Annotated in this window: 16 protein-coding genes and 1 pseudogene; 11 read left to right on the plus strand and 6 right to left on the minus strand. The window is 66.8% G+C overall.

The features are described from left to right. Positions 1–170: 170 nt before the first annotated feature. Together EV645_RS16585 and EV645_RS16590 are read right to left on the minus strand one after the other, a co-directional pair. A complete protein-coding gene (locus EV645_RS16585) occupies positions 171–1,202 on the minus strand; it encodes an ROK family protein (protein WP_157997084.1) in 1,032 nt (343 codons plus the stop codon). A gap of 190 nt (positions 1,203–1,392) precedes the next feature. Beyond that, positions 1,393–2,352 carry a helix-turn-helix domain-containing protein gene (locus EV645_RS16590; protein ID WP_130444685.1) on the minus strand — a complete coding sequence of 320 codons (960 nt, stop codon included), beginning with the start codon at positions 2,350–2,352 and terminating at the stop codon, positions 1,393–1,395. Between the two features lie 123 nt (positions 2,353–2,475). Here EV645_RS16590 and EV645_RS16595 point away from each other — a divergent pair, with 123 nt between their 5' ends. The 3 genes from EV645_RS16595 to EV645_RS16605 all read left to right on the plus strand — a co-directional run bounded on the left by EV645_RS16595 (position 2,476) and on the right by EV645_RS16605 (position 6,684). Further along, a complete protein-coding gene (locus EV645_RS16595) occupies positions 2,476–3,285 on the plus strand; it encodes an alpha/beta hydrolase (protein ID WP_130444686.1) in 810 nt (269 codons plus the stop codon). After that, on the plus strand, positions 3,282–4,073 hold the full coding sequence (locus EV645_RS16600; RefSeq protein WP_130444688.1) for an MBL fold metallo-hydrolase: 792 nt from the start codon (positions 3,282–3,284) through the stop codon (positions 4,071–4,073). The genes EV645_RS16595 and EV645_RS16600 overlap by 4 nt, the downstream gene beginning before the upstream one ends. A gap of 526 nt (positions 4,074–4,599) precedes the next feature. Further along, a complete protein-coding gene (locus tag EV645_RS16605) occupies positions 4,600–6,684 on the plus strand; it encodes a glycosyl hydrolase family 28-related protein (RefSeq protein WP_157997085.1) in 2,085 nt (694 codons plus the stop codon). A 12-nt stretch (positions 6,685–6,696) separates the two neighbouring features. Here EV645_RS16605 and EV645_RS16610 read toward each other — a convergent pair whose 3' ends face one another. The 3 genes from EV645_RS16610 to EV645_RS16620 are packed head-to-tail and all read right to left on the minus strand — an operon-like array spanning position 6,697 to position 11,189. Next, positions 6,697–7,680 (minus strand): aldo/keto reductase, encoded by a 984-nt coding sequence (locus EV645_RS16610; protein WP_130444692.1) that lies wholly within the window; start codon positions 7,678–7,680, stop codon positions 6,697–6,699. 12 nt (positions 7,681–7,692) lie between these two features. Continuing rightward, positions 7,693–9,624, minus strand: a complete 1,932-nt coding sequence (locus EV645_RS16615) for a DUF8034 domain-containing protein (RefSeq protein WP_130444694.1) — start codon at positions 9,622–9,624, stop codon at positions 7,693–7,695. Continuing rightward, a complete protein-coding gene (locus EV645_RS16620; protein WP_130444696.1) occupies positions 9,621–11,189 on the minus strand; it encodes an alpha/beta fold hydrolase in 1,569 nt (522 codons plus the stop codon). The genes EV645_RS16615 and EV645_RS16620 overlap by 4 nt, the downstream gene beginning before the upstream one ends. 215 nt (positions 11,190–11,404) lie before the next feature. On the opposite strand from EV645_RS16620, the gene EV645_RS16625 reads away from it, so the two are divergent. The 8 genes and pseudogenes from EV645_RS16625 to EV645_RS42755 form a co-directional block, all read left to right on the plus strand. Then, positions 11,405–12,274, plus strand: a complete 870-nt coding sequence (locus tag EV645_RS16625; protein WP_130444698.1) for an ABC transporter permease — start codon at positions 11,405–11,407, stop codon at positions 12,272–12,274. A 51-nt stretch (positions 12,275–12,325) separates the two neighbouring features. Then, positions 12,326–13,246, plus strand: a complete 921-nt coding sequence (locus EV645_RS16630; protein ID WP_130444700.1) for a carbohydrate ABC transporter permease — start codon at positions 12,326–12,328, stop codon at positions 13,244–13,246. Between the two features lie 51 nt (positions 13,247–13,297). Further along, positions 13,298–14,815: an ABC transporter substrate-binding protein gene (locus tag EV645_RS16635; RefSeq protein WP_130444702.1), complete on the plus strand. Its 1,518-nt coding sequence runs from the start codon at positions 13,298–13,300 to the stop codon at positions 14,813–14,815. Continuing rightward, positions 14,808–16,115, plus strand: coding sequence for an amylo-alpha-1,6-glucosidase (locus EV645_RS16640; protein ID WP_130444704.1), 1,308 nt, complete (start codon positions 14,808–14,810; stop codon positions 16,113–16,115). Before EV645_RS16635 ends, EV645_RS16640 begins: the two co-directional genes overlap by 8 nt. Before the next feature lie 9 nt (positions 16,116–16,124). Beyond that, a complete protein-coding gene (locus EV645_RS16645; protein WP_130444706.1) occupies positions 16,125–16,958 on the plus strand; it encodes an amidohydrolase family protein in 834 nt (277 codons plus the stop codon). Between the two features lie 250 nt (positions 16,959–17,208). After that, complete coding sequence (locus EV645_RS16650; RefSeq protein WP_130444708.1) at positions 17,209–17,709, plus strand: hypothetical protein; 501 nt, start codon at positions 17,209–17,211, stop codon at positions 17,707–17,709. Between the two features lie 77 nt (positions 17,710–17,786). After that, positions 17,787–19,463, plus strand: a complete 1,677-nt coding sequence (locus EV645_RS16655; RefSeq protein WP_130444710.1) for an MmpA family trehalose lipid delivery protein — start codon at positions 17,787–17,789, stop codon at positions 19,461–19,463. Continuing rightward, positions 19,451–19,549: pseudogene (locus EV645_RS42755) on the plus strand (DUF2613 family protein); the annotation flags it as partial. The gene EV645_RS16655 and the pseudogene EV645_RS42755, both read left to right, overlap by 13 nt. Here EV645_RS42755 and EV645_RS16660 read toward each other — a convergent pair. Next, positions 19,503–20,687 carry a glycosyltransferase family 4 protein gene (locus tag EV645_RS16660; protein WP_242000462.1) on the minus strand — a complete coding sequence of 395 codons (1,185 nt, stop codon included), beginning with the start codon at positions 20,685–20,687 and terminating at the stop codon, positions 19,503–19,505. The pseudogene EV645_RS42755 and the gene EV645_RS16660 sit on opposite strands and share 47 nt — an antisense overlap. Positions 20,688–20,758: the final 71 nt, after the last annotated feature.

A 20,758-nucleotide genomic window follows, 5' to 3' on the forward strand; every position in this document is an offset into this window, starting at 1 on the left:
CGATCACTCGTTGACTAATTGATGGCAGATAACTAAGTGAGATAAGTTAAATGTCTTCAATATGGGGCTGTCAAGGGGGTACGACGTGCCGGGGACCCGCGACTGGAGCGCGGTCAGGTAACGACTCCCGCAGCCTCAATACAGGCCGGCGGGCGTGACGGGCAGGGCTGTCAGTGGCCCCGGACGGCGGCCGGGATCAACGGCGACGCACTGTCCAGCGACGCGATCCGCTGGTCGACGGTGTCCAGGGCGAGCCGCAGCGCGCCATAGGCGACCGCGTCGTCGCCGCGCTCGGATGCCGCTAGCTGCGGCGTGTGCACGCAGGTCCCGGCCAGCAAAGTCTCCAGTCGAGGCACCAGCAAGTCGGCCGCATGGGAGAAGCTGCCGCCGAGCACCACGAGTTCCGGATCGACGGTGAGAACCATCGGTGTGACGCCGCGCGCGAGATCGGCGGCGAAGCGGTCCACAGCGGCGAGCGCCGCCGGGTGTGACTCACGGGCGGCCTGGAAAACCCGCGTGGCCGCGAGGTCACGATCCTCGGGGCTTTCGTTCACGGGGGCGACAGGCGTGGCGGCAAGCCGTTCGGACGCGTCGTTCCATCCCGATCCCTGCAGCATGCCGATTTCACCGGCCGCCCCGCCCGAACCGGTGTGCAGCTTTCCACTGATGATCAGACCGGCCCCCAGCCGCATCCCGACGAGCAGGTAGATCATGTTTTCGGCGCTGCGGCCGCGCCACCGCTCGGCGAGCGCGGCGAGATTGGCGTCGTTGACCACGGTCACCGGGCACGGCGCCACCGCCGTCAACCTGGTTCTCGGATCGAGTCCGGTCCAGCCGGGCAGTAGGACCGAGGTGATGGTGCCGTCAGGGGCAATGACTCCCGAGGTCCCCATCGTCACCGCCCACACGTTCTGCGGCTGGATTCCGGCGGTCGCCAGTGCCTCGCGCAGCGCCTGATCCGCACTCTCGAGCCTGGCGTCGGCACTGTCCTCGGCAGAGACCTCCACCTGATGGCTTGATACGACGGTCGCGTCCAAGTCGGCGATGATCACCCGGATCTTGCGTTGCCCGATGTCCAGCCCGACCACATACCCGGCCTCAGAGCGAAAGCGATACCGCCGGGCCGGCCGCCCGATCCGTTTGTCGTCGGCCTCGGCCTCTGTCTCAGCCAGCCAGCCCTGCTCACCAAGCTTCTCGGTCACGACCTGCGCGGAGCGCCACGACAGCCCCGTGGCATCAGCGACCTCCCGCAACGGCCTCGCCCCGTTGCCCCGCAACGCACCCAACACAGACAACTCGTTAAGCCGCCGCAACAGGCTCTGATCAGTGGCCGCCCGCGGAAAAGCTCCTGTCACATCAGCATCGTACCCATTTAGATACCCCAGGTAAGAATCATGCCTGTGGCTCATCAGCTGTTGAGCGGCGCCACTCGCTCGGGAGGACGCCGTACGCCTGGCGGAAGCGGCGGGTGAAGTGGCTGGGATCCGGGAAGCCCCAGTGGGCCGCGACGGCGGCGATCGGAATGTCGGGCGCTGAGACGAGGTGGCGGCGGGCAGCCTCGAGGCGTTCGGTGATGAGCCATTGTTCGAAGCTGAGGTCGTGGCCGGCGAAGAGTTTGTAGAGGTACCGGAGCGAGATGAAGTGCTCCGACGCCACCCGGGCCGGTGTCAGGTGCGGGTCGGCGAGATGCTGGCGCACGTACCAAGTGATGCGCGCGAGAAGGACCTCGGCCATCGCCGGCCGGTGATGTCTGTCGTCGTCCGCCGCCGAGGCGAGCAGCGCGCGGACCAACTGAGCTGTAGCGGCCCCGAGCATGGGTGCGGATCGCGTGCCTTGCAGTGCGTCGCTGATGGTTGGCAATGCGCTCAGGTGCTGGAGGACGAGCGCGTACATCGGACTGCTGGGCAACCGCGCCGCAGCAGCTCGTACAGTCTCGACACTCAGCCCCAGCTCGTTGTAGTCGATCTGGAAGGCCAGGGATGCACCATGACCGCTCCACGCGAACTCGTACGGCGAAGTCAGATCAACGAGCATCAATTCACCGGTGTGAACCCGCTGCTGGTGTCCGGCCTGAGCGAAGGCACCGACCCCGGTCACCTGCACCGCGAGCGCCAACCGCTCCGGCGCTCCGATCCGCACGTGCTTGGGTGTGCGAACCAGCCGGATCCCCGAGCCCTCGTTGCGAAACAGGTCCGGTACGCCGAGTTGCCAGAAGTCCATCCGGGCATGCACGTCACCGCGCCTGTCCTCGTGTTCGACGCGCGCGGGCACGCTCGCGGACATCATCGCGGAGTAGAACGCCTCGGCACGATCGTGGGGCGGCAGATCGGCGGTATCGAGGATGACAGCCATAGCCGGCCCCTCCCAAAAGCTGTGCGCCGGCAGCCCTGAACCGTGCAGTCAGATCCTATGTCGGCCGACTTTCCGCTGGCTACGTTTGCGGCCACGGTGCCTGACCTGGAGGGGATTCTGATCATGGCTGCTCCCGACACGATCGTTCTGGTGCACGGCTTCTGGATGACACCGCGAAGCTGGGAGCACTGGGTGACGCACTACGAGCAGCGCGGTTTCCGCGTTCTCGCGCCGGGCTACCCGGGGTTCGAGGTGGAGGTGGAGTCGCTGAACGCCGACCCGACCCCGATCCTCAAGCTGACCGTCCCGCAGATCATCGCCCACCTGGAGGCTGTGATCCGGGAGCTGCCGGCGCCGCCGATCATCATCGGCCACTCCGCGGGTGGCGCGTTCACCCAGATCCTGCTCGACCACGGCTGCGGTGCGGTCGGGGTGGCGATGAACTCGGCGCCGACGGAAGGTGTTCGCGTCGTACCGCTGTCGCAGGTGAAGTCGACGTTCCCCGTGCTGAAGAGCCCGGCGAACCGGCACAAGGCGATCCCGCTGTCGCTGGAGGAGTTCAAGTACGCGTTCACCAACACTTTCACCGACGAGGAGTCGAAGGCGCTGTACGAGCGCTACGCGATCCCCGCGAACGGCGGGATCCTCTGGGGGAGTGTGCTCGCGAACTTCCAGCCCGGTCACCAGGACACCTGGGTCGACTATCACAACGACAACCGGGTGCCGCTGCTGTTCGTCTCCGGCTCGGAGGACCACATCATGCCGCCGGAGGTGCAACACTCGAACGCGAAACACTACAAGTCGGACACCGTGACCGAGGTCAAGTTGTACGACGGTTACGCGCACCTCCTGCCCGCCCAGGCCGGCTGGGAGAAGATCGCCGACGAGGTCCTCGACTGGGCCCTGGCCCACGCGAAGCCGGCCACGCCGTGACGGATGTCCGGATCACCCATATCGGCGGTCCGACCACGCTGATCGAGGTCGCGGGTTGGTGTCTGCTCACGGACCCGACCTTCGACCCGCCCGGCCGCCGGTACTCGTTCGGCTGGGGCTCGGCCTCCACGAAGGTGGCCGGGCCGAGCCTGTCGACCGCGGAACTGCCGCCGATCGACGCCGTACTGCTGACCCACGACCATCACGCCGACAACCTCGACGATTCCGGCCGCTCGCTGCTGGCAGGCGTTCGTACGATCGTGACGACCAGCGCCGGCGCGCGCCGGCTCGGCGGTGACGCGGTCGGCCTGTCGCCATGGTCGGTCCACTCACTGGAGCATCCCGATCGACCTGCCCTCGAGATCACCGCAACACCGTGTCGCCACGGCCCGCCACTGAGCCGCCCGATTACCGGCGAGGTTGCCGGCTTCGCCGTACGGTGGCCGGGTCAGCAGCACGGAGCGCTGTGGATCTCCGGCGACACCGTGCTGTACGACGGCGTGCGCGAGGTCGCGCAGCGGATCGACGTCGGGACCGTCGTACTCCACCTCGGCGCGGTCCGGTTCAGCATCACCGGACCGCTCAAGTACACAATGTCCGGCCCCGACGGCGTCGCCCTCTGCGAACTGCTCAAGCCCCACACCGTGATCCCCGTCCACTACGAGGGCTGGACCCACTTCACCCAGGGCCGCGACACCATCACCCAAGCCTTCGCCACCGCCCCCACCAACCTCCGCAACGCCCTCACCTGGCTAACCCCAGGCACCCCCAAAACCCTCACCGTCTGACCAACCGTCGGCGAGGCCAGCAGCCCACCGCCGGGCTGCCTCGCGTTGTAGCTTGGTCCGTTTGGATGTTCCATACACAACGGATGCCTGTTACATTCCTCGTGCCCGTCTCACGACTCAGCCAGTGGAGGCAGAGATGCCGCATGGACACGATCCGCAGACAGCCGGCCGGCGCGGTGCCAAGAGCGAGCCAGGGAAGGATCCACGGTTCGCCCCCTCACGCCGTGCGTTTCTGGCGGCGTCCGGCGTGGTGGCCGGCGCCGCCGTGTTGGCGGGACCGACGCGTCGAGCGATTGCCTCGCCGTTGAGTGGAACCGCTCCTGTCATCTACCCGGATCAGGTACGAACAGTTCGGCCCGGCGAGGCGTTGTCACTTGCAGGCGGCGGACTGACGGGAACGGTGACGCTGAAGCTGTGGGCGATACCTAACGACACCAGCGCACCAACAAGCGTTGCACCACTTCCGGCGGCGCCCCCGGCCGGCTCGACGAGCCTCACGGTAGTTGCGGCCAGCGGGGACAACGTGGTGACCGAGATACCGCCCAGCATCGTCGACGGCGCATACGCGATCTACGCCTCCACTGACGGAGGTACGACGTGGTCGTCGCCCCTGCTGATCAACACCGCCCAGCCGTGGTACCTCGATCGCGCGAAGGCGGCACGTGGCGGCTCGGCAACCCTGATCGGGACCGCCGTCTCCCGGGACGGTCGCACACCGCAGGTGTACCTGCGCGACTCCGGTGGTCTGACGGCCTGCACGGTGGCAGCGGTCAGCGAATATGAGCTGGCCTTCACAGTGCCGACCGCGCTGGCAACCGGCAGCTATACGGTCGTGGCCTCCAACGGCCTCGGCGGCCACTACGCATATGACTCCTCGCTGACCTTCACGGTCACCAACCCGGCCACCGCCCCGGGCACCACGTACGACGTCGTCGCGGACTTCGGAGCCGACCCGACCGGCGCAGCTGATGCGACAACCAGCCTCCAGAACGCACTGAACGCTGCCGCGGCCAACTCCGCAGGCGCGTGCGTATCGTTCCCGGCTGGTACCTACACGATCAGTTCGAAGCTTGCCCTCGGCGCGGGGACCGCAGGCATCCAGATCCTCGGTGCAGGCGCCGGGAGCACGACCCTGAGAATGAGCGACAGTGCGCCGTTCAGCCCAGACATTCCCGTCAACACGGTCATCGATCCCCAGGTCATGAAGGCCGACGACGAGAACGGGATGCTCTACCTGGCCCCGTCCATCCAGCCGGTCGAACTGAGTGGGATCACCTTCGACACCAACGGCAAGCGCGCCATTGTGCTCCAGATCGATGGCTGCAGCGGCGTGTCTGTCACTGACACCGTGTTCGTTGCCGACAGCTATCCCGACGATGCCTGGCTCTACGCGGGAGTCTGTTCCATTTTCGCGCAGAACACCCGTGATCTGACTGTCGACGGGTGCTCCTTCACCTGCCACAAGGGAATCTTCCTCATCAACGTGGTCGACGTACAGGTGCAGAACAACGCCTTCGCCATCTTCTACCCGCGTAACCCGGGCGACCCCAACGCGGCGCCTCATGCCGACAACGACGGCGTAGAAGTGTGGGGAGCCCGCCGGCTCACGATTCGCGGCAACACGTTCGCTCGAGGGTCAAGCACCTACTACTACGCACGCGCCGTGCAGACGGGAGCGCTGAAGGTTTCGCACGGCCGGTTCGGCACCGCCGACGCGTGCGGGGTGGAGGACATGCTCATCGCGCACAACACGGTGCAGGACGCCGGCCAGCCCGGCGACATGGCCAACAACGGCGAGGTCTTCGTCGGTGACACGTTCAACGGCATCACCGGCGGAATCCAGACCCTTCCGGTCAGCTCCACGACCGCGAACACAATCACCGCGAGCGGGAGCACCTTCGCCGTCAACTCGGCCCAGGACCCGATCGGCGCTCACGTCTTCATCCTCGACGGGACCGGCTCCGGCCAGGTGCGTCGGATCATCGGCAACACGACAACTACTCTGACCGTCGACAGAGCCTGGGATGTGCTCCCGGACACGACCTCTTCGTTCCTCATCGACGTTGTGCACGCGCGTCAACTCTATGTTCACAACGCCATCACCGCCTGCTCGAAGTACATCGGCAGCTACGGTCCTTCGCTGCTCGGCGTTGTGGCCCGGAACGAGTTCGACAGCAGTGGCGCGCCCGGCGTGATAGTGCCGGAGATGTGCGGAGCCGGATTCGTCGGCCTGCTGGGCGGGACCGCGGCTGCGGTGAAGTTCCATCCGGTCTTCTACAACCACATCGCCGACAACACTTTCACCGCCGCCCATGCACTCCTCAGCTACCAGGACTTCTCTGGCGGCGTACCGCCGTATCCGTTCCTGCGTGGGAACGTGGTCTCGAGGAACGTCGCATCCGAGATCACGGACGTGGTGTGGATGGGGGACTCAGGAACAACCCCGAGTCCGGCAGCAACCTATGGCCGGTACAACGCGATCGTTCACAACGAGCCCGGTGCATCGGTGACGAACGAAGCAACGCTCGACGGCGGCTGGGACCGCACGATCTATCAGGGACCAGCTTCGGGTCTCGTCGACGGCGGCAGTAACACCGTTGTGGTGCCGTGACAGCTGTTGTGCTCAGGCGGGCGCTCCGGGCCGGAGCAGACCTTCGGCCCGGAGCTCCTTCCACAACTCCTCCGGAATGTCGGTGGAGAACGCGGCCACGTTGTGCTCGACTTCGGCCGGCGTGCGCATTCCTGCGAGCACGCTGACGACAGACGGGTGCCCGAGGGGGAACTGCAGCGCGGCGGCGGTGATCGGCACACCGTGGCTGGCGCAAACGCGGTGTATCGCCTGCGCCTTGTGGAGCAGGGCGCTCGGAGCGGGACCGTAGTTGTAGTGCGCGGACTTGGTAGGGCTTGCCAACAAGCCGCTGTTGAACGGCCCGCCGATCACCACGCGGGTTCCCCGGGCGAGACACATGGGCAAGAGGTCATCGAGTGCACCCTGCTCCAGGAGCGTGTAGCGGCCGGCCATTAGGACGACGTCAAGGTCCAGTCGCTCGACGAAACGGGCCGGCATGGCCGACTGATTCATGCCCACTCCGATGGCCCGCACCGTTCCCTCGTCGCGCAGACGGGCCAGGGCCGGAAAGGCCGTGTCGTAGACGTCCTGTTCGTTGTCGTCCGGGTCGTGGATGTAGGCGATCTCGACGCGGTCGAGGCCCAGCCGAACCAGGCTGTCCTCCAGCGATCGACGGATACCGTCCTCGGTCCAGGCGTCGACGGCTTGTAGCTGGGGCGCTCCCGGATACGCCTCGTTCTGCGCCGCGGTGGCAGGCAACGGTTCCAGGACCCGACCGACTTTCGTCGAGACGACAAGTTGGCCGGGGTCGACGTCGTGCAATGCTGCCCCGGTCTTGGATTCCGCCGCACCGAGGCCGTACGCCGGCGCAGTGTCCAGGTAATTGATGCCGAGCTCGAGGGCACGGTGCACGGTCGCAGCGGCCTGGGAAGCGCTGACGGGCTCGTACAGCCAGCCGAAGGTGGCTGTTCCGAGTCCGAGTTGGGTCAGCGGCAGGCCGGCGACCCCTTCAACCGTGGGAATGCTGGAATCGGACATGACGGCGTCCTCTCAGAGGTCCCAGGGAGCGGAGTAGGTCGGCGGCAGCTGATCGAGCCGCACGGTGAGGCGCAGCCGTACGCGGGAACGCGGCTGCAGCCGTACGCCGACGTACCGGCCGGCGACGTGATGTTCGTGTGTGACTGTGTCGGCTCGTGGCGCGAACTCGACGTACGGCGATCCTGGGTAGTCGCTGTCGCGGCGGTCGTAGCGCACCGACTCGATCAGGTGCTGAGCGAATGTTCCCGATTGCAGTGCGACTTCTCGCGTGCTTTGTAGGGAAAGGTTGATCAGTTCAATGCCGATCCCGGTGTCGTCGAGCTCGAAGACCAGCGCTGCAACGTCTTGGGGAAGTCCGGGGCGGTGCTCCGCGACATCCCAGTAGCGGACTGCTAGTTGCAGCAGGCCACCGTTGTAGACGAGCTGCGGTGCGCCGCAGCACAGCTGGAGCAGTACTTCGGTGACGACCGGATTGAGCTTCTGGTAGTGCGAGTCGGGGATCTCTCCCGGATCGGCGTCGTCGGCTTCGATCAGCGCCAGGCGATGGGCCACGATCGACGACGCTGTCCGCAGAGCATCTGCGGGATAGGCGGGATAGTCTCCGGCCAGATAAGCCAGCCACGGCTGTTCGTGTCCGTCCTCGCCTTTGTTGCGGAACGGCAGCGTGACGGCCCAGGCATAGCCGGACGCGGCGCGCACGGTGTTGAGGCGGTCGAGATCCACGGCTTCCCGGGTGCCGTGCCAGATGGTCGCCAGCATGTTGACCGGTGGCGGAAGTGGGTCGAACCAGCCACTGTCGGCGAACCGTGTCGGCACGAGCAGGGTTTCGGCGTCCTCGCTCAGGCCAAGCCGACGTGCGATCTCGGTCCGCCAGTCCGCGACCACGTTGGTGAGCGGCTGGACGCGTCCTTGCTCGAGCACCAGCTCGAAGGCCCGACGTGCGGGTTGCCAGTAGCTCCGGTCCGCGGTCAGTAGCGCGGCGTTCTGTGCGGCGACCACGGCCGCGGCGCCGACGCTGCCGACGCCGTGCGGGAACGACCAGCCGTAGTTGCCGCCGTACCATCGGCCGTCGTGGTACTCGCCGACGGCGCCGGAGAGTCCGACGTTGTCGGGAAGCACGCCGTCGTTGTCGGCCGCTCGCTGCCACCAGCCGTCGGTGTAGCGCACGACCCAGTCGGCCCAGGTCTGCTCGCCGGTCATCAGATAGGCGTTGAGGACGAGACTGGTTGCGGCAAGGTTCACCACTGCGTCGCCGCGGCCCATCCGGTCGCGCATCTGCTCGCCCATCATCCTGGCCAGCGCGGGGTCCTTGAGCTGTTCCGTCGACGCGATCCCGATCCAGTCGATCGGCAGCCCGTAGCGTTGCATGACTGGGTCCCAGCCATAGACCGGCTCGGCGTCGGTCAGACCCCAGCGCGGCCCACGGCTGCCGGTGTGCGGCGCCCGGATGATGTTGAGCTCGGCGTCGTAGTTGCCGGACTCGTGGCCGGCGTACAGAGCGGCGAACCGAACCGCCCGCTCGACCAGTTGTGGGTCCTGAGGGTCGGCGAGGCAGAGGCCGTAGAAGAACAGGTTGCCCTCGCCCTGGTGAAACCAGTCGTAGCCGATCTCGTACTCCTGGGCGACTCGGCCGAGCCCGGCGAGCTGTGTGGTGACGCCGGTCCAGTGATGCTTTGCGGCGCTCAACAGATCGGCCGAACCACTGAGGAGATAGAGCGTCGGCCAGTTGAAGAACGCCTCGTAGAAATCGTCACCGGCGTCGCGCGAGGTCAGCTGGCCACGATCGACGAAGGGGAGACTCCCGTCTCTCGCCGTGCACTGTGCGCTGAAGATCCGCCATGCCTTGTCGAGGGTCTCGAGGAGATCGCGCTCGAGCACGGCCCAGGCCGGGGGAGGCCCGAGCGGGAGGTCGCCGACAACGGTCAGCTCCGGCCGCCAGCTCATGCCGGGAGGTGAGTGGCGAGCCAGTGGGCGGCGTGGTCGACCTGACGCGCATCGAACACGTGCCCGACTCCCTCGAGCGTGACGTGTTGCAGCTTCGTCTTGGCCTTGCGTCGGCTGTACGCACCGGCGAGATCGCGCGCGAATGCTGCCGCGTCCGCGTCGGTGGCGATCTCGTCGTCGGCGCCGCTCACCAGCAGGACCGGTCGTGGCGCGAGGATCGCTACCTCGTCGGGCCCAACCCGGCCGGCGGCTGCCCCTGGTTCGTCTGCGAGCCCCTGGAACGAACCCAGATTGCTGGCGTCACAGACCGGCATGATCATCACCCCGCACGCGATGCGCTGATCGCCGCACATCGAGAGGATCGACTGCAGCCCACCCCACGACTGACCGACGACCGCGATCCGGCCGGCATCCGCTGTGAGCCCGAGCGCGAGCACTCCGTCGACCAGGGCGGTGGCCAACTCACGCGACTGCCCCAGCAGTACTGGCTGGTCCCTGGCGAAGTCGGCCGTCAGCAGCTCTGTCGTGTCCTCCCAGACCCGCTTGCGAACGCCGTGGGCCGGATTGTCGACCACAACCACGTGATAGCCGCAGTTCAGCAGGCCGGCGACGATCGACGGCGCGATGCGATCCCCGTTGCCACCGGGCAGCGCCTCCTCCTTGGTCGTGCCCATCCCGTTGAAGAAGATGCAGACCCCGCGATCGGGGCTCTCGTCGGCTTGCTGCAGAACGACGACCGGCAGCGGATCGCCGGGCGTCGGGATCATCACCTCACGCTGGTTCGGCCAACCGCGCCAGGGAGACGCCGGCCCTGGCGGTCCCGCGAAGAGCGATGCCTCACGCACGGCTGCGGTGACCGCCTCGACGGCGGCCAGTGCGGCGCCTTCGACCGTATCCGTTTCGGGGATCGTCAGGAGGATGTCGACCTGCCGGTTCTGGGTGCGCGTCGACCGCTGCGTCACCGAGATGAGTGTCGCGCCCGCGGCACGGGCGGCGGCGGGGGCCTGACTCCACGCGATGTGCTCGGCATCGGACGACAGCAGCAGCACCGCGGACTGCGGTGGCAATCCCGCCGCGCGGCGAGGCCAGTGCGACGGGATCGCCGAAGTCGACGCCGGCACCGACAACTCGCGCAGCGACGTCTCCAGCAGTTCGCCGGCGAAGGCCAGGTCGGGGGTGGTCCAGATCTCGACCGCTGCCGCGGTTCGCAACGCCGTCGCGACCGCGGGGATCGCCGCATCGAGCGCGATCTGCGCGGCCGGGTCGGATCGGTGGCCGGTGGCCGCCGGTTCGGAGTCGTTGGCGAAGTCGTGCGCGATGTCCAGGCGCACCGCGGGATAGCCGTCGAAGCCGACGCTGCGCGCGAACCGGGAGACGGTCGGTTGGGCGACGCCGCAGGCCTGGGCCATTTCTCCGATGGACAACGCGATCGCTTCGCCCGGGTTGGCCAGGATGCGTTCGGCGACCCGCTGCTCTGCGGGGGTCAGGGTGGGCAGGGCCGCGCGGATGCGTTGGAGCGCAGCAGACCTCGTACCGCGGAGCGGCGCTTGACGAAGAAGGCTCATTCCATGAATATAACAGACGAAGGGCAGGAAATTTTGATCCAGCGAAGGGTGTCATGAGCATGTCTGGTGCGCTCGGGCCGCCTACGGCGCCAGTCTTGACCGCCGACTCCGTCGACGGGCCGGAGACCGACGCAGCATCGCCACCAGGACGCGGCCGATCCGAGCGAAGCCGACGAAACCGGGGCTCGCGGCAACGAGATCTGACGTTACTGCTCATGGGTGCACCTGCCCTGGTGGCGTTGCTGGTCTTCAACTACCTGCCGATGGCGGGGATCATCCTGGCGTTCAAGAGCTACGACACCTACGACGGTGTGCTCCACAGCCCGTGGGTCGGGCTGCAGAACTTCCACTTCTTGTTCTCCAGTGGCGATGCCCTTCGGGTGACCCGCAACACGGTCGTGATGAACACGCTGTTCATCGCCGCGAACCTGGTGATCTCGATCGGCCTGGCCCTACTGCTCAACGAAGTCCGTGACCGCGCTCCCTGGCTCAGCAAGCTGTACCAGTCGGCGATGTTCCTGCCGTTCGTGCTGTCCTATGTGGTCATCACGAACTTCGCACTGACTTTCCTCAACGCCGACACGGGGATCGTCAACCATCTGCTGCACAACTTCGGATCCTCTGGTGTCGACTGGTACAACGCGCCGAACTGGTGGCCGCTGATCCTGACGGTCGTGGAGGTCTGGAAGGGCGTCGGTTTCTGGGTCATCGTCTACCTGGCCGGCATCATCTCGATCAGCCCCGAGTACTACGAGGCCGCGGCCATCGACGGGGCGTCCCGATGGCAGCAGATCCGGCAGATCACGCTGCCGCTGCTGGTTCCGCTCATCGTGATCAATGTTCTGCTCTCGCTGAGCCACATCTTCAACGCCGACTTCGGGCTGTTCTTCCAGGTGACGCAGAACAGCACGACGCTCTACCCGACCACCGACGTGATCGACACCTACGTCTATCGGTCGCTGACCTCGATCGGCGACGTCGGCATGGCCGCGGCCGCGGGGCTCTATCAGTCGTTCGTCGGCTTCGTACTCGTCGTGACCGCCAACTGGCTGGTCCGCCGCCGCGGCACCGACGCACTGTTCTGAACGAGTCACGACACAAACCAGCGAGACACCAACTGCGAAAGGGTAATCGTGGTGACCGAGACAGCGCCGCCGGCGAAGGCGCACCGCCCCGCACGGCATTCTCCGCCGGCCTTCAACCTGCGCCGCCTCGCGATTCACTGCGGCCTGGCGATCGTGGCGCTCGGCTTCGTCACACCGTTGATCATCGTGCTGTCGGCCTCGTTCTCGAGCGAGTCCGCAATCACCGACAACGGCTACTCACCACTGCCGCAGCGGTTCAGCGCGACCGCCTACCGCTACGTTCTGGGCGACCCGGGCAAGATCGTCCAGGCCTACGGGGTCTCGATCCTCGTGACCGTCACCGGAACGATCGTCTCCTTGACGATCATGTCGATGCTCGCGTACACGCTTTCCCGCAACGACTACAGACTGCGCCGTCCGCTGTCGTTCTACGTGCTGTTCACGATGATCTTCAACGGCGGGCTGGTGCCCACCTACATCCTGATCACGCAGTATCTGCATCTGCAGAACACCTTGCTGGTGCTGGTCCTGCCGTACGTCGTCACGCCGTGGTACCTGCTCTTGCTACGCACGTACTTCTCGCAGCTGCCCAAGGACATCATGGACGCGGCGCGCATAGACGGCGCCGGCGAATGGCGAGTGTTCACCGGCATCGTGCTGCCGCTCTCGAAGCCGGCGCTGGCCACTGTCGGGCTGTTCGTGATGCTCCTGTACTGGAACGACTGGTGGCTCGGGCTGCTCTACATCACCGACGACCGGTTGGCGCCGCTCCAGCTGTATCTGTACCGCATTCTGACCAACATCGACTACGCGGCGTCGAACTCACAACTGGCCGGCACGACCATCGCGATACCGATCCAGACGGTGCGGATGGCGGTCGCCGTACTCGCCATCGGACCGATCGTCGCCGCCTTCTTCTTCATTCAGCGGTTCCTGATCCGCGGTATCGCGCTCGGTGGATTGAAGGACTGACCAGCCGCGGGCGCGCCCTCGCGCTCGCGCCCCTTCAGCAGGAGGATTCAGATGACAGTGGTCTCTCGCCGGGCGTTCTTGTCCGGCTCCGGAAAGGTCGCCCTCGGAGCGGGACTGGCGGCCCTTGGTGTGCCGTCGCTGGCGGCGTGCAGTTCGTCCACGAAATCCGGCGGTGGCGGCGACGGAGTGGTCAGTTACCAGTTCCTCGGAAACCCGAACGAGGGTGATGCCGCGGCGGTGTCCACCGCGCTCAACGCGATGTTGAAGGAGAAAGGCAAGAGCTTCACCGTTTCGCTGGAACCGGTGCAGAACTACACCCAGGCGATGACGCTGAAGTCGTCGGCCGGCCAACTCGGCGATATGTTCTTCACCGCGCCATGGGCCACCGACTACTACCGGCTGGCCGCCGCCAAGAGCCTGCTGGCCTTGGACGATCTGCTCCCGGCTCATGCCCCGACGCTGTGGAACAGCATGGCCAAGACCACGTGGGACGCCGTCCGGGTCAACGGAAAGATCTACGGCGCCATCAACCAGCAGCGGTTCCCGAAACTGTGGGGATTCATCGCGCAGCAGAAGCTCGTCGAGAAGTACCGCTTCGACGTCGCCTCGATCAGCCACTACGAAGAGCTCGAGCCGTTCCTGGCCACGATCAAGCAGCACGAACACGGCATCGTTCCCTGGGCGACAGACAGCGCCGGGAACAACACGGTCTTCAACCCTGAGCTGTTCGGTTGGGACCCGGTCGCCAGCGCCTACGGTCTGGCCGTTCGCTACGACGACGCAAACCTGCAGGTCTTCAACATGTACGACACACCTGAGTTCAAGGCCGCCGCCGCAGTCAGCCGGCGCTGGCACGAGGCGGGCTACGCTGTCTCTTCGCCGTTGTCGGCGGCCGACGCGGCGGCGCAGAACTCCGGTGGCAAGGTCGCCGTCCTGGCAGGCCAGACCGGCCCGACCAACCCGCAGTACTATCCGTTCCCGACGGTCGGAAAGGTACTGGTACCGACGCCGTTGCTGAACACCGACGGTGTCAGCGCGACGCTGACCGGGATCAACAGCCACGCGGGCAATCCTGAGCAAGCCGTGCAGTTGCTGGAGATGCTGAACTCCGACCGGGACTTCTACAACACGATCTGCTTCGGGATCAAGGGCACCCACTGGGTGTTCACCGACGAGAGCCTCGGCGTCGTGGGCTTTCCGTCCGGCCAGAGCGCGGCCAACAGCAAGTGGAACCCGAACACCGACTGGGTGTTCGGAAAACAGTTCAATGCCTACTACCGCAGCGTCGATGACGCCAAGCACAAACGGTGGGAAGCCGAGGCGCAGGTGAACCGCACGGCGGCGACCTCGAAGGCGATCGGCTTCGCCCTGGACACCACCCCGATCAAGACACAGATCGCGACACTGTCGGCGGCCCTCGGCCAGTACCGGCCGCAGGTCGTCAACGGACTGCAGGACGCTGACAAGGGCGTCTCTAGCCTGCTCAAGAACCTCGACAACGCAGGGATGCAGAAGGTTCTGGCCGAGGCGCAGAAGCAGCTCGACACCTTCAGGAAGAGCGGTGGCTGATCACGTGACCGGATCTGGTCCAGGGCAGGCGGTCGACCCGGAGCCGTTCGCGGTGACCATGGAGATGGACCGCTACCTGGACCGGCAGGTCCGCGATCCGCGTCCTCGCCCGGCCTTCTCGATCCGGCCTCGCCCGGGCGACGATCGCCGCTACGTCGCCGCCCGACTGGACGACATGGTGACGGACACACTGCGCACGAGCCTGGCACTGGCCTACCCCTACATCGCGCCCGGAGCGATCTACGACTCGGTCTGGACCTGGGACGCCTACTTCACCGGACTTGCCCTGCCGACGCGATACCTCGACCACTTCGTCGGGTCGTTGCGGATCCTGCTCGAAGCGATCCGCGCCGACGGCCGGGCCGCATCACTCGTCGAACCGGACGGTACTGCGTCGTACGACCACATGGGCCAGCCGATCCACGCGCAATGGGCACTCGCCGCGGCGCGCCTGACCGGAGCGGGGGAGTGGCTCACGCAGTACTGGCCGGCGCTGGTCGCCACCCGCGACTGGCATCGCCGCGAATGCTCGGGGCGGCACGGGCTGTTCCGCTGGACCGACGAATCAGGATCCGGCATCGACAACGATCCGGCGATGTACGGACGGCTCGGCGGAACGGTCGGGCTAGTGGATATGAACTGCTTCCACGTCCGGGAACTGAACTCGATGGCGGCTCTGGCCGACATGCTTGGGGAACCCGGCGCCGATCAGTACCGCCGCGAGGCCGAACAGCTGCGCCGGGCGATCAACGCCTTCATGTGGGACGACCGGGCCGGCACCTACCGGCACCTCGACCTGTCCGAGCACCACCGGACCACCCACCAACACATCACCTGGGAGGTCCCCCTCCAAGTCGGCACCTGGGGATGCCTGTTCCCGCTGTGGACCGGTGTCGCCGAACCGGCGCTGGCCGACCGACTGATCACCGAGCACGTACTCAACCCCCATAAGTACCTGTCTGGGTTCGGGATCCGTTCCATGGCGGCCGATGAGCCCATGTACAACAACATCGCCATGGCTGACCCGTCCAACTGGCAGGGACCGGTTTGGGGGTTGAGTACGTTCCTCACCTGCTACGGACTCGCCCGCTACGGCTACCGCCACGAAGCCGTCCGCATCGCCACCCGCCTGGTGAACCTGATGGCCGACGACCTGAAAGCCAACGACACCATCCACGAGTCCTACGATGCAGACACTGGCGCCCCGCTGTTCAATCCCGGCTTCATCAGTTGGAACCTACTGGCCCGGCGAGTCCTCGACGACCTCGACGCCGGAGTCGACCCGACAGCGCTGGATTGACCGCGTGCCATGCCGATGGAACTGATCGACTCACATGTGCACGTGTGGGACCCAGTCAGCGGGTACCCGTGGCTGACCGGCCCGCTGCGGCGCCGGTACCGGCTCGATGATCTGCGTCGATGCGTCGAGCCGGATACCTCGGTGTCCCTGATCGTTGTCGAGGCTGGTCGAGGTGACGCCGCCGAGAGCTCCGATCTCCTGGCTCTCGCCGCCACCGATCCATCCATCGCAGGCGTTGTCGGTACCGCGAACCTTCAGTGTCACGGGGCTGGGCACCGGCTCGAGTGGCTGATCACCGGGCCACACGGCCGGTACCTTGTTGGACTCCGCGAACGACTCGGCGGTCGGCTGCTCGCCAACATCGGGGGCGCTGTCGCCGGTCAACTCGCTGAGCACGGACTGGCCCTGGAGGTGAACTGCTCGCCGCAGCAGTTCGCGCAGGTCGGCCGGCTGGTGGAGTTACTCGGGCCAGACGTCCCGGTCGTGCTGGATCATCTGGCTGGGCCACCGGACGCTCCGCACCGCATAGACGCGCTTGAGCGGTGGTCGGGCGGGCTCATGGACCTGGCCGCCTTACCAAGCGTGTATGTGAAGCTGTCCGGCATCCTGACGCAACTGACAGGCCCGTCGTCTTGGCGTTCCGACCTGGTCCGTCAGGCCGTCGACATCCTCGGTCCGGGGAGAACGATGATCGGCTCCGACTGGCCGGTCTGCGTGACGGGCGGAAGCTGGGCAACTGCAATTGACTCGGTGCGCGCCGCCCTGACCGACTATGCGCCACCTGACATTCAGCGCGTGCTCGCCGGTACCGCCCGCCACGTGTTCCGCATTGCCGATCGCTAGCAAGATCCCGTTGGCCTTCCGGGTGCGGCATGCTTGGTCGTACAAGCTCGAGGCGGAGGCGTGGGAATGCTCAGGATCGGCCGCTGATGAGCGGGACGAGGTACGCCGAGGATCGGGCGGCTGTGCGATGGCCGATGGTCGTGCTCGGTGCGCTGACGCCGCTGGCCTGTGTGGTCGCGTTCGTCATCGGCGTGGTGTTCGGAACAGGCGGCTGTGGTCCGGGGCGGCCGTCGGGCTCTGCTTCTCTCTCATGCTCGGCACGGCGTTTCTCTACCGGAACTGGCCGACCGGGATACGGATCACCGGGGACGAACTGCGGATCGGCGCTGTGCGGTCCCCGCGGGCGGCGATGCGCAAGCCGACGGTCACTCACCAGACGTGGGGGCTGTTCACGGTGCCGCTCACCGCTGTGCGCGGCATGACCGTTGAGACCGATCGCGCCGCGATCCGCAGGATCAAGCAGTCGCCGCAGTACTTCACGCTCAGCAATCGGTACGGCAAGTCCCGCGACGTGGGTACCTGCAAGCTCGGCGTCCTGACCGCGCCCTTCATGCGGGCCGCCCTCGTCGTCGAACTGCACGCCGGCTGGGCCCGGTTTCCCAGCACCCGACGCGCCAGCTTCTTCCCCAACGCGATCGGCCGACCCTTCCGGACGTTCCTCACCCCGGAAGAGAGCCTCACCTGGATCGTCCCGACCCGGCACCCGGAGCGCCTGCGAGAAGCCGTCACCTCGTGGTCCGAGGCACGCTAGTCGATGTTGTAAATTCCTCTCACCGACGCTCGGGTGCTGCGGCGCGGAGGGAACGGGGACTGTTGTTGTCCGATCACATGAGGCGCATCGTGCCGATGGTCTGGCCTTTGGTGCTCACGGCTGTGATCACAGGTCCACTGCTGGCGCCGGGTTTTGTCGTCAGTTACGACATGGTGTTCGTGCCAGACCTGCCGGTGCGGCTGGATCTGTTCGGAGTTTCGGCGGCGATGCCGCGGGCGGTGCCGTCGGATGTCGTGGTTGCCGTGCTCGACGAGCTCGGTGGTGGCCAGGTGCTCAACAAGGCGGTCCTGGTCGCGATCCCGTTGCTGGCCGGGCTCGGGGTGACCGTGCTGTGGCGGGAGCTCCGGCTTGGTGGCCGGTTGGCTGAAGCCGCGGCCGCGACGCTGTACGTCTGGAATCCCTTTGTGGCCGAGCGTCTGCGGCTCGGCGCGTGGGCGCTACTGCTCGGGTACGCCGCACTGCCTTGGCTGGTCCGGGGTGCGATCAGGCTGCGTCAGGGACGGGGGTGGGCCGGCTTCGTCCTTGCCGCGGCGCTGTGTGCGCTGACGGCGTCGGGTGGTGTGGTGGGCCTGCTCGTTGGCGGTGTAGTGCTGCTTTGGCGACCAGGCGCCTACAGTCGATGGCCCGTGGGAGTAGCCCTACTGCTGAACGCGCCCTGGCTGGTGGCAGGCATCACGCACTCCGGTCTGGCGACCGACGGCGCATCGGTGTCTGCGTTCGCGGCTCGTGACGAGGGCTACGGGGGTACGCTCCCGACGCTGCTCACGCTGGGCGGGGTGTGGAACGCAGACGTCGTTCCAGGCAGCCGTGGCGAACCGCTCGGGCTCGTCCTCGCCTTCGCGATGCTGCTGATGTCGCTGGCCGGCGTACAGCTGTGGTGGCGCAGAGATCGCTTCGCCGGTGCGTTGGTGGTCCCTGCGGTTGTGGCGCTGCTCATCGCGCTGGCCGGAGTCGTCGCACCGGGGCTGTTCGCACAGGTGGTCCAGCACGTCCCGGGCGCCGGCCTGTTTCGTGATGGTCAGCGCTACCTGGCGCCGCTGGCGTTGCTCGAGTCGATCGGCTTCGGTGTCGCTGCCGCCTGGCTGCAGGCGCAGGTCAAACCAAAGCTCGTCGTCGGCCTCACCGCAGCACTGCTTCCGGTTGCTGCCCTACCTGCGTTGGCCGGTGGTGCGGGACTGCACCTGTCGCATTACCCGGGCGACTGGCCGCAGGCGAAACAGGCGTTGACCGGTCGCTTCATCCCGTGGCCCTTCGAGGCCTACCGTGCCCCCTCCTGGAACGGCCACCGCGCGGTGCTCGACCCGATGCCGCGGTACTTCGGTGCGCAGCCGTCGATCGTGCCGGACGAACTGATCGTCTCCGGCCGCCGGCTCGGTGGCGAGGACCCGCAGGCAGCAGACATCGCGAACGCACTCAGGAACGGGACCGACCTGGCGCCGGTGCTGTTGCGGAACGGCGTGGGCTGGATCGTCGTCGACCGCGAGGCCGGCGGCCCAGCGCCGGACACTGTGATCCGGGGACTCACGAAACGGTTCGAAGGCCCGACGATCGCGGTCTACCAGGTCGCCGGTACGCCGGCGCCCGAGCGGCTTCCGATCTGGCGAACGGTGACCGTTCTGGTGGCCTGGGGGATCGCCGTGCTGACCTTGCTCCCGGCCCTGGCGTCGGTGGGACAGCGTTGTTACTCTTCGGTTCACTTGATCGGGAGGGGACGCTTTTCATGGGATCGCTGATCGGTGCGGCCATCGCCGTGCTCGCTGGACTCGCAGTGGCTACGACGACCGTTGTCGGGGTGGTTCAGTCGGTGAAGGACGATCCGGCGCCGCCGCAGGGTCAGACCCAGGGGCAGGCCGACGTCCCGATCGTGAACTACGGCTCGAAGTAGACGCCAGCAGTCCGTCGAACGCCCGAGCGGCTGCGCGCCAGGTGAACCGGCCCGCACCCGCCAGGGCCCCTGCCGACAGGCGCTGGCGCAGTGGGGCGTTCGCCAGCAAAGAGGTGATGGTGGCCGCGAACTCGGAAGGGCTGTCCACCAGCACGCCGGTGACCCCGTCGTGTACGGACTCGGTCGGCCCGCCGGCACTGCGGTAGGCAACGGTCGGTACGCCGTGCCCGGCCGCCTCACCGACGACGAGACCCCAGCCCTCCTTCAGGCTCGGCAACGCGAGCACCCAGGCCTCGTCGTACGCCGCGTGCTTGTCGGCCTCGCTGACCTGCCCGCGGAACTCGACAGCCTCGGTCAGCCCGCGCGTCTCGACGTACGCCCGCAGCGAGTCCTCCCACCACCCGGAGCCGACGACGATCAGGCGTGCCGCCGGCAATCTCTCGCGAGCGACCGCGATCGCGTCCACCGCGTGCTCGAGCTGCTTGTGCGGAACGATCCTGCCGACGCACACCACCGTCGGTACGGCGGCTTGCGCGCGCTGCCGCGCCGGTGCCGGGTCGGTTCCGTTATGCACAATGGTGATGTTGTCGACGCCGAGGCCGGCCAGCTCGTCGCGAGAGGCCGAAGACACTGTCACGTAAGGACAATTGGCGTACAACGTTGGTGCGACCCGCGATTCCAGCCACCAGCCGAGCCGGCCCCGCCAGCCCGGGTAGACGACCTGCCACTGTTCGCGGTGAACGTGGTGCACGAGGACGACGACGGCCCGCCGGACCAGCCGGGTGAAGAACGGCAGCCCGTTCTGGACGTCGACAACGCGGTCCGGCCGGTGCAGCCAGGTGTACAGCAGGCCGTGCAAGTACACGGTCACCTTCGTGCCGCGATACACGTACCGAACCTCGCCGCGGCGGGCTTCTCGCGGACTTCCCGGGTACGCCGCGCACAGCACGGTCACTGTCCAGCCCAGCATCGCAAGGCCACGCGCTACCTCCTCGACGTAGCGTTCCGAGCCACCGCCCTCCGGGTTCGTCGTGTCACGCCAGTTCAGCAACAGCACGCTCTGCGGACGCACCTGATCAGCCCCACCCTCTGGTCACCTCCCCCGAGGTATGGGCGCGGACGTTACCAAGGAGTAACGATCTC

Source organism: Kribbella rubisoli (assembly GCF_004217145.1).
In the GTDB taxonomy this organism is placed as follows: domain Bacteria; phylum Actinomycetota; class Actinomycetes; order Propionibacteriales; family Kribbellaceae; genus Kribbella; species Kribbella rubisoli.

What these genes read in the sequence shown, in the direction of transcription:
- EV645_RS16590 (WP_130444685.1), bottom strand. Translation starts at nt 2,352, where the DNA reads ATGGCTGTCATCCTCGATACCGCCGATCTGCCGCCCCACGATCGTGCC.
- EV645_RS16595 (WP_130444686.1), top strand. Translation starts at nt 2,476, where the DNA reads ATGGCTGCTCCCGACACGATCGTTCTGGTGCACGGCTTCTGGATGACA.
- EV645_RS16610 (WP_130444692.1), bottom strand. Translation starts at nt 7,680, where the DNA reads ATGTCCGATTCCAGCATTCCCACGGTTGAAGGGGTCGCCGGCCTGCCG.
- EV645_RS16615 (WP_130444694.1), bottom strand. Translation starts at nt 9,624, where the DNA reads ATGAGCTGGCGGCCGGAGCTGACCGTTGTCGGCGACCTCCCGCTCGGG.
- EV645_RS16620 (WP_130444696.1), bottom strand. Translation starts at nt 11,189, where the DNA reads ATGAGCCTTCTTCGTCAAGCGCCGCTCCGCGGTACGAGGTCTGCTGCG.
- EV645_RS16625 (WP_130444698.1), top strand. Translation starts at nt 11,405, where the DNA reads ATGGGTGCACCTGCCCTGGTGGCGTTGCTGGTCTTCAACTACCTGCCG.
- EV645_RS16635 (WP_130444702.1), top strand. Translation starts at nt 13,298, where the DNA reads ATGACAGTGGTCTCTCGCCGGGCGTTCTTGTCCGGCTCCGGAAAGGTC.
- EV645_RS16645 (WP_130444706.1), top strand. Translation starts at nt 16,125, where the DNA reads ATGCCGATGGAACTGATCGACTCACATGTGCACGTGTGGGACCCAGTC.
- EV645_RS16650 (WP_130444708.1), top strand. Translation starts at nt 17,209, where the DNA reads ATGCTCGGCACGGCGTTTCTCTACCGGAACTGGCCGACCGGGATACGG.
- EV645_RS16655 (WP_130444710.1), top strand. Translation starts at nt 17,787, where the DNA reads ATGAGGCGCATCGTGCCGATGGTCTGGCCTTTGGTGCTCACGGCTGTG.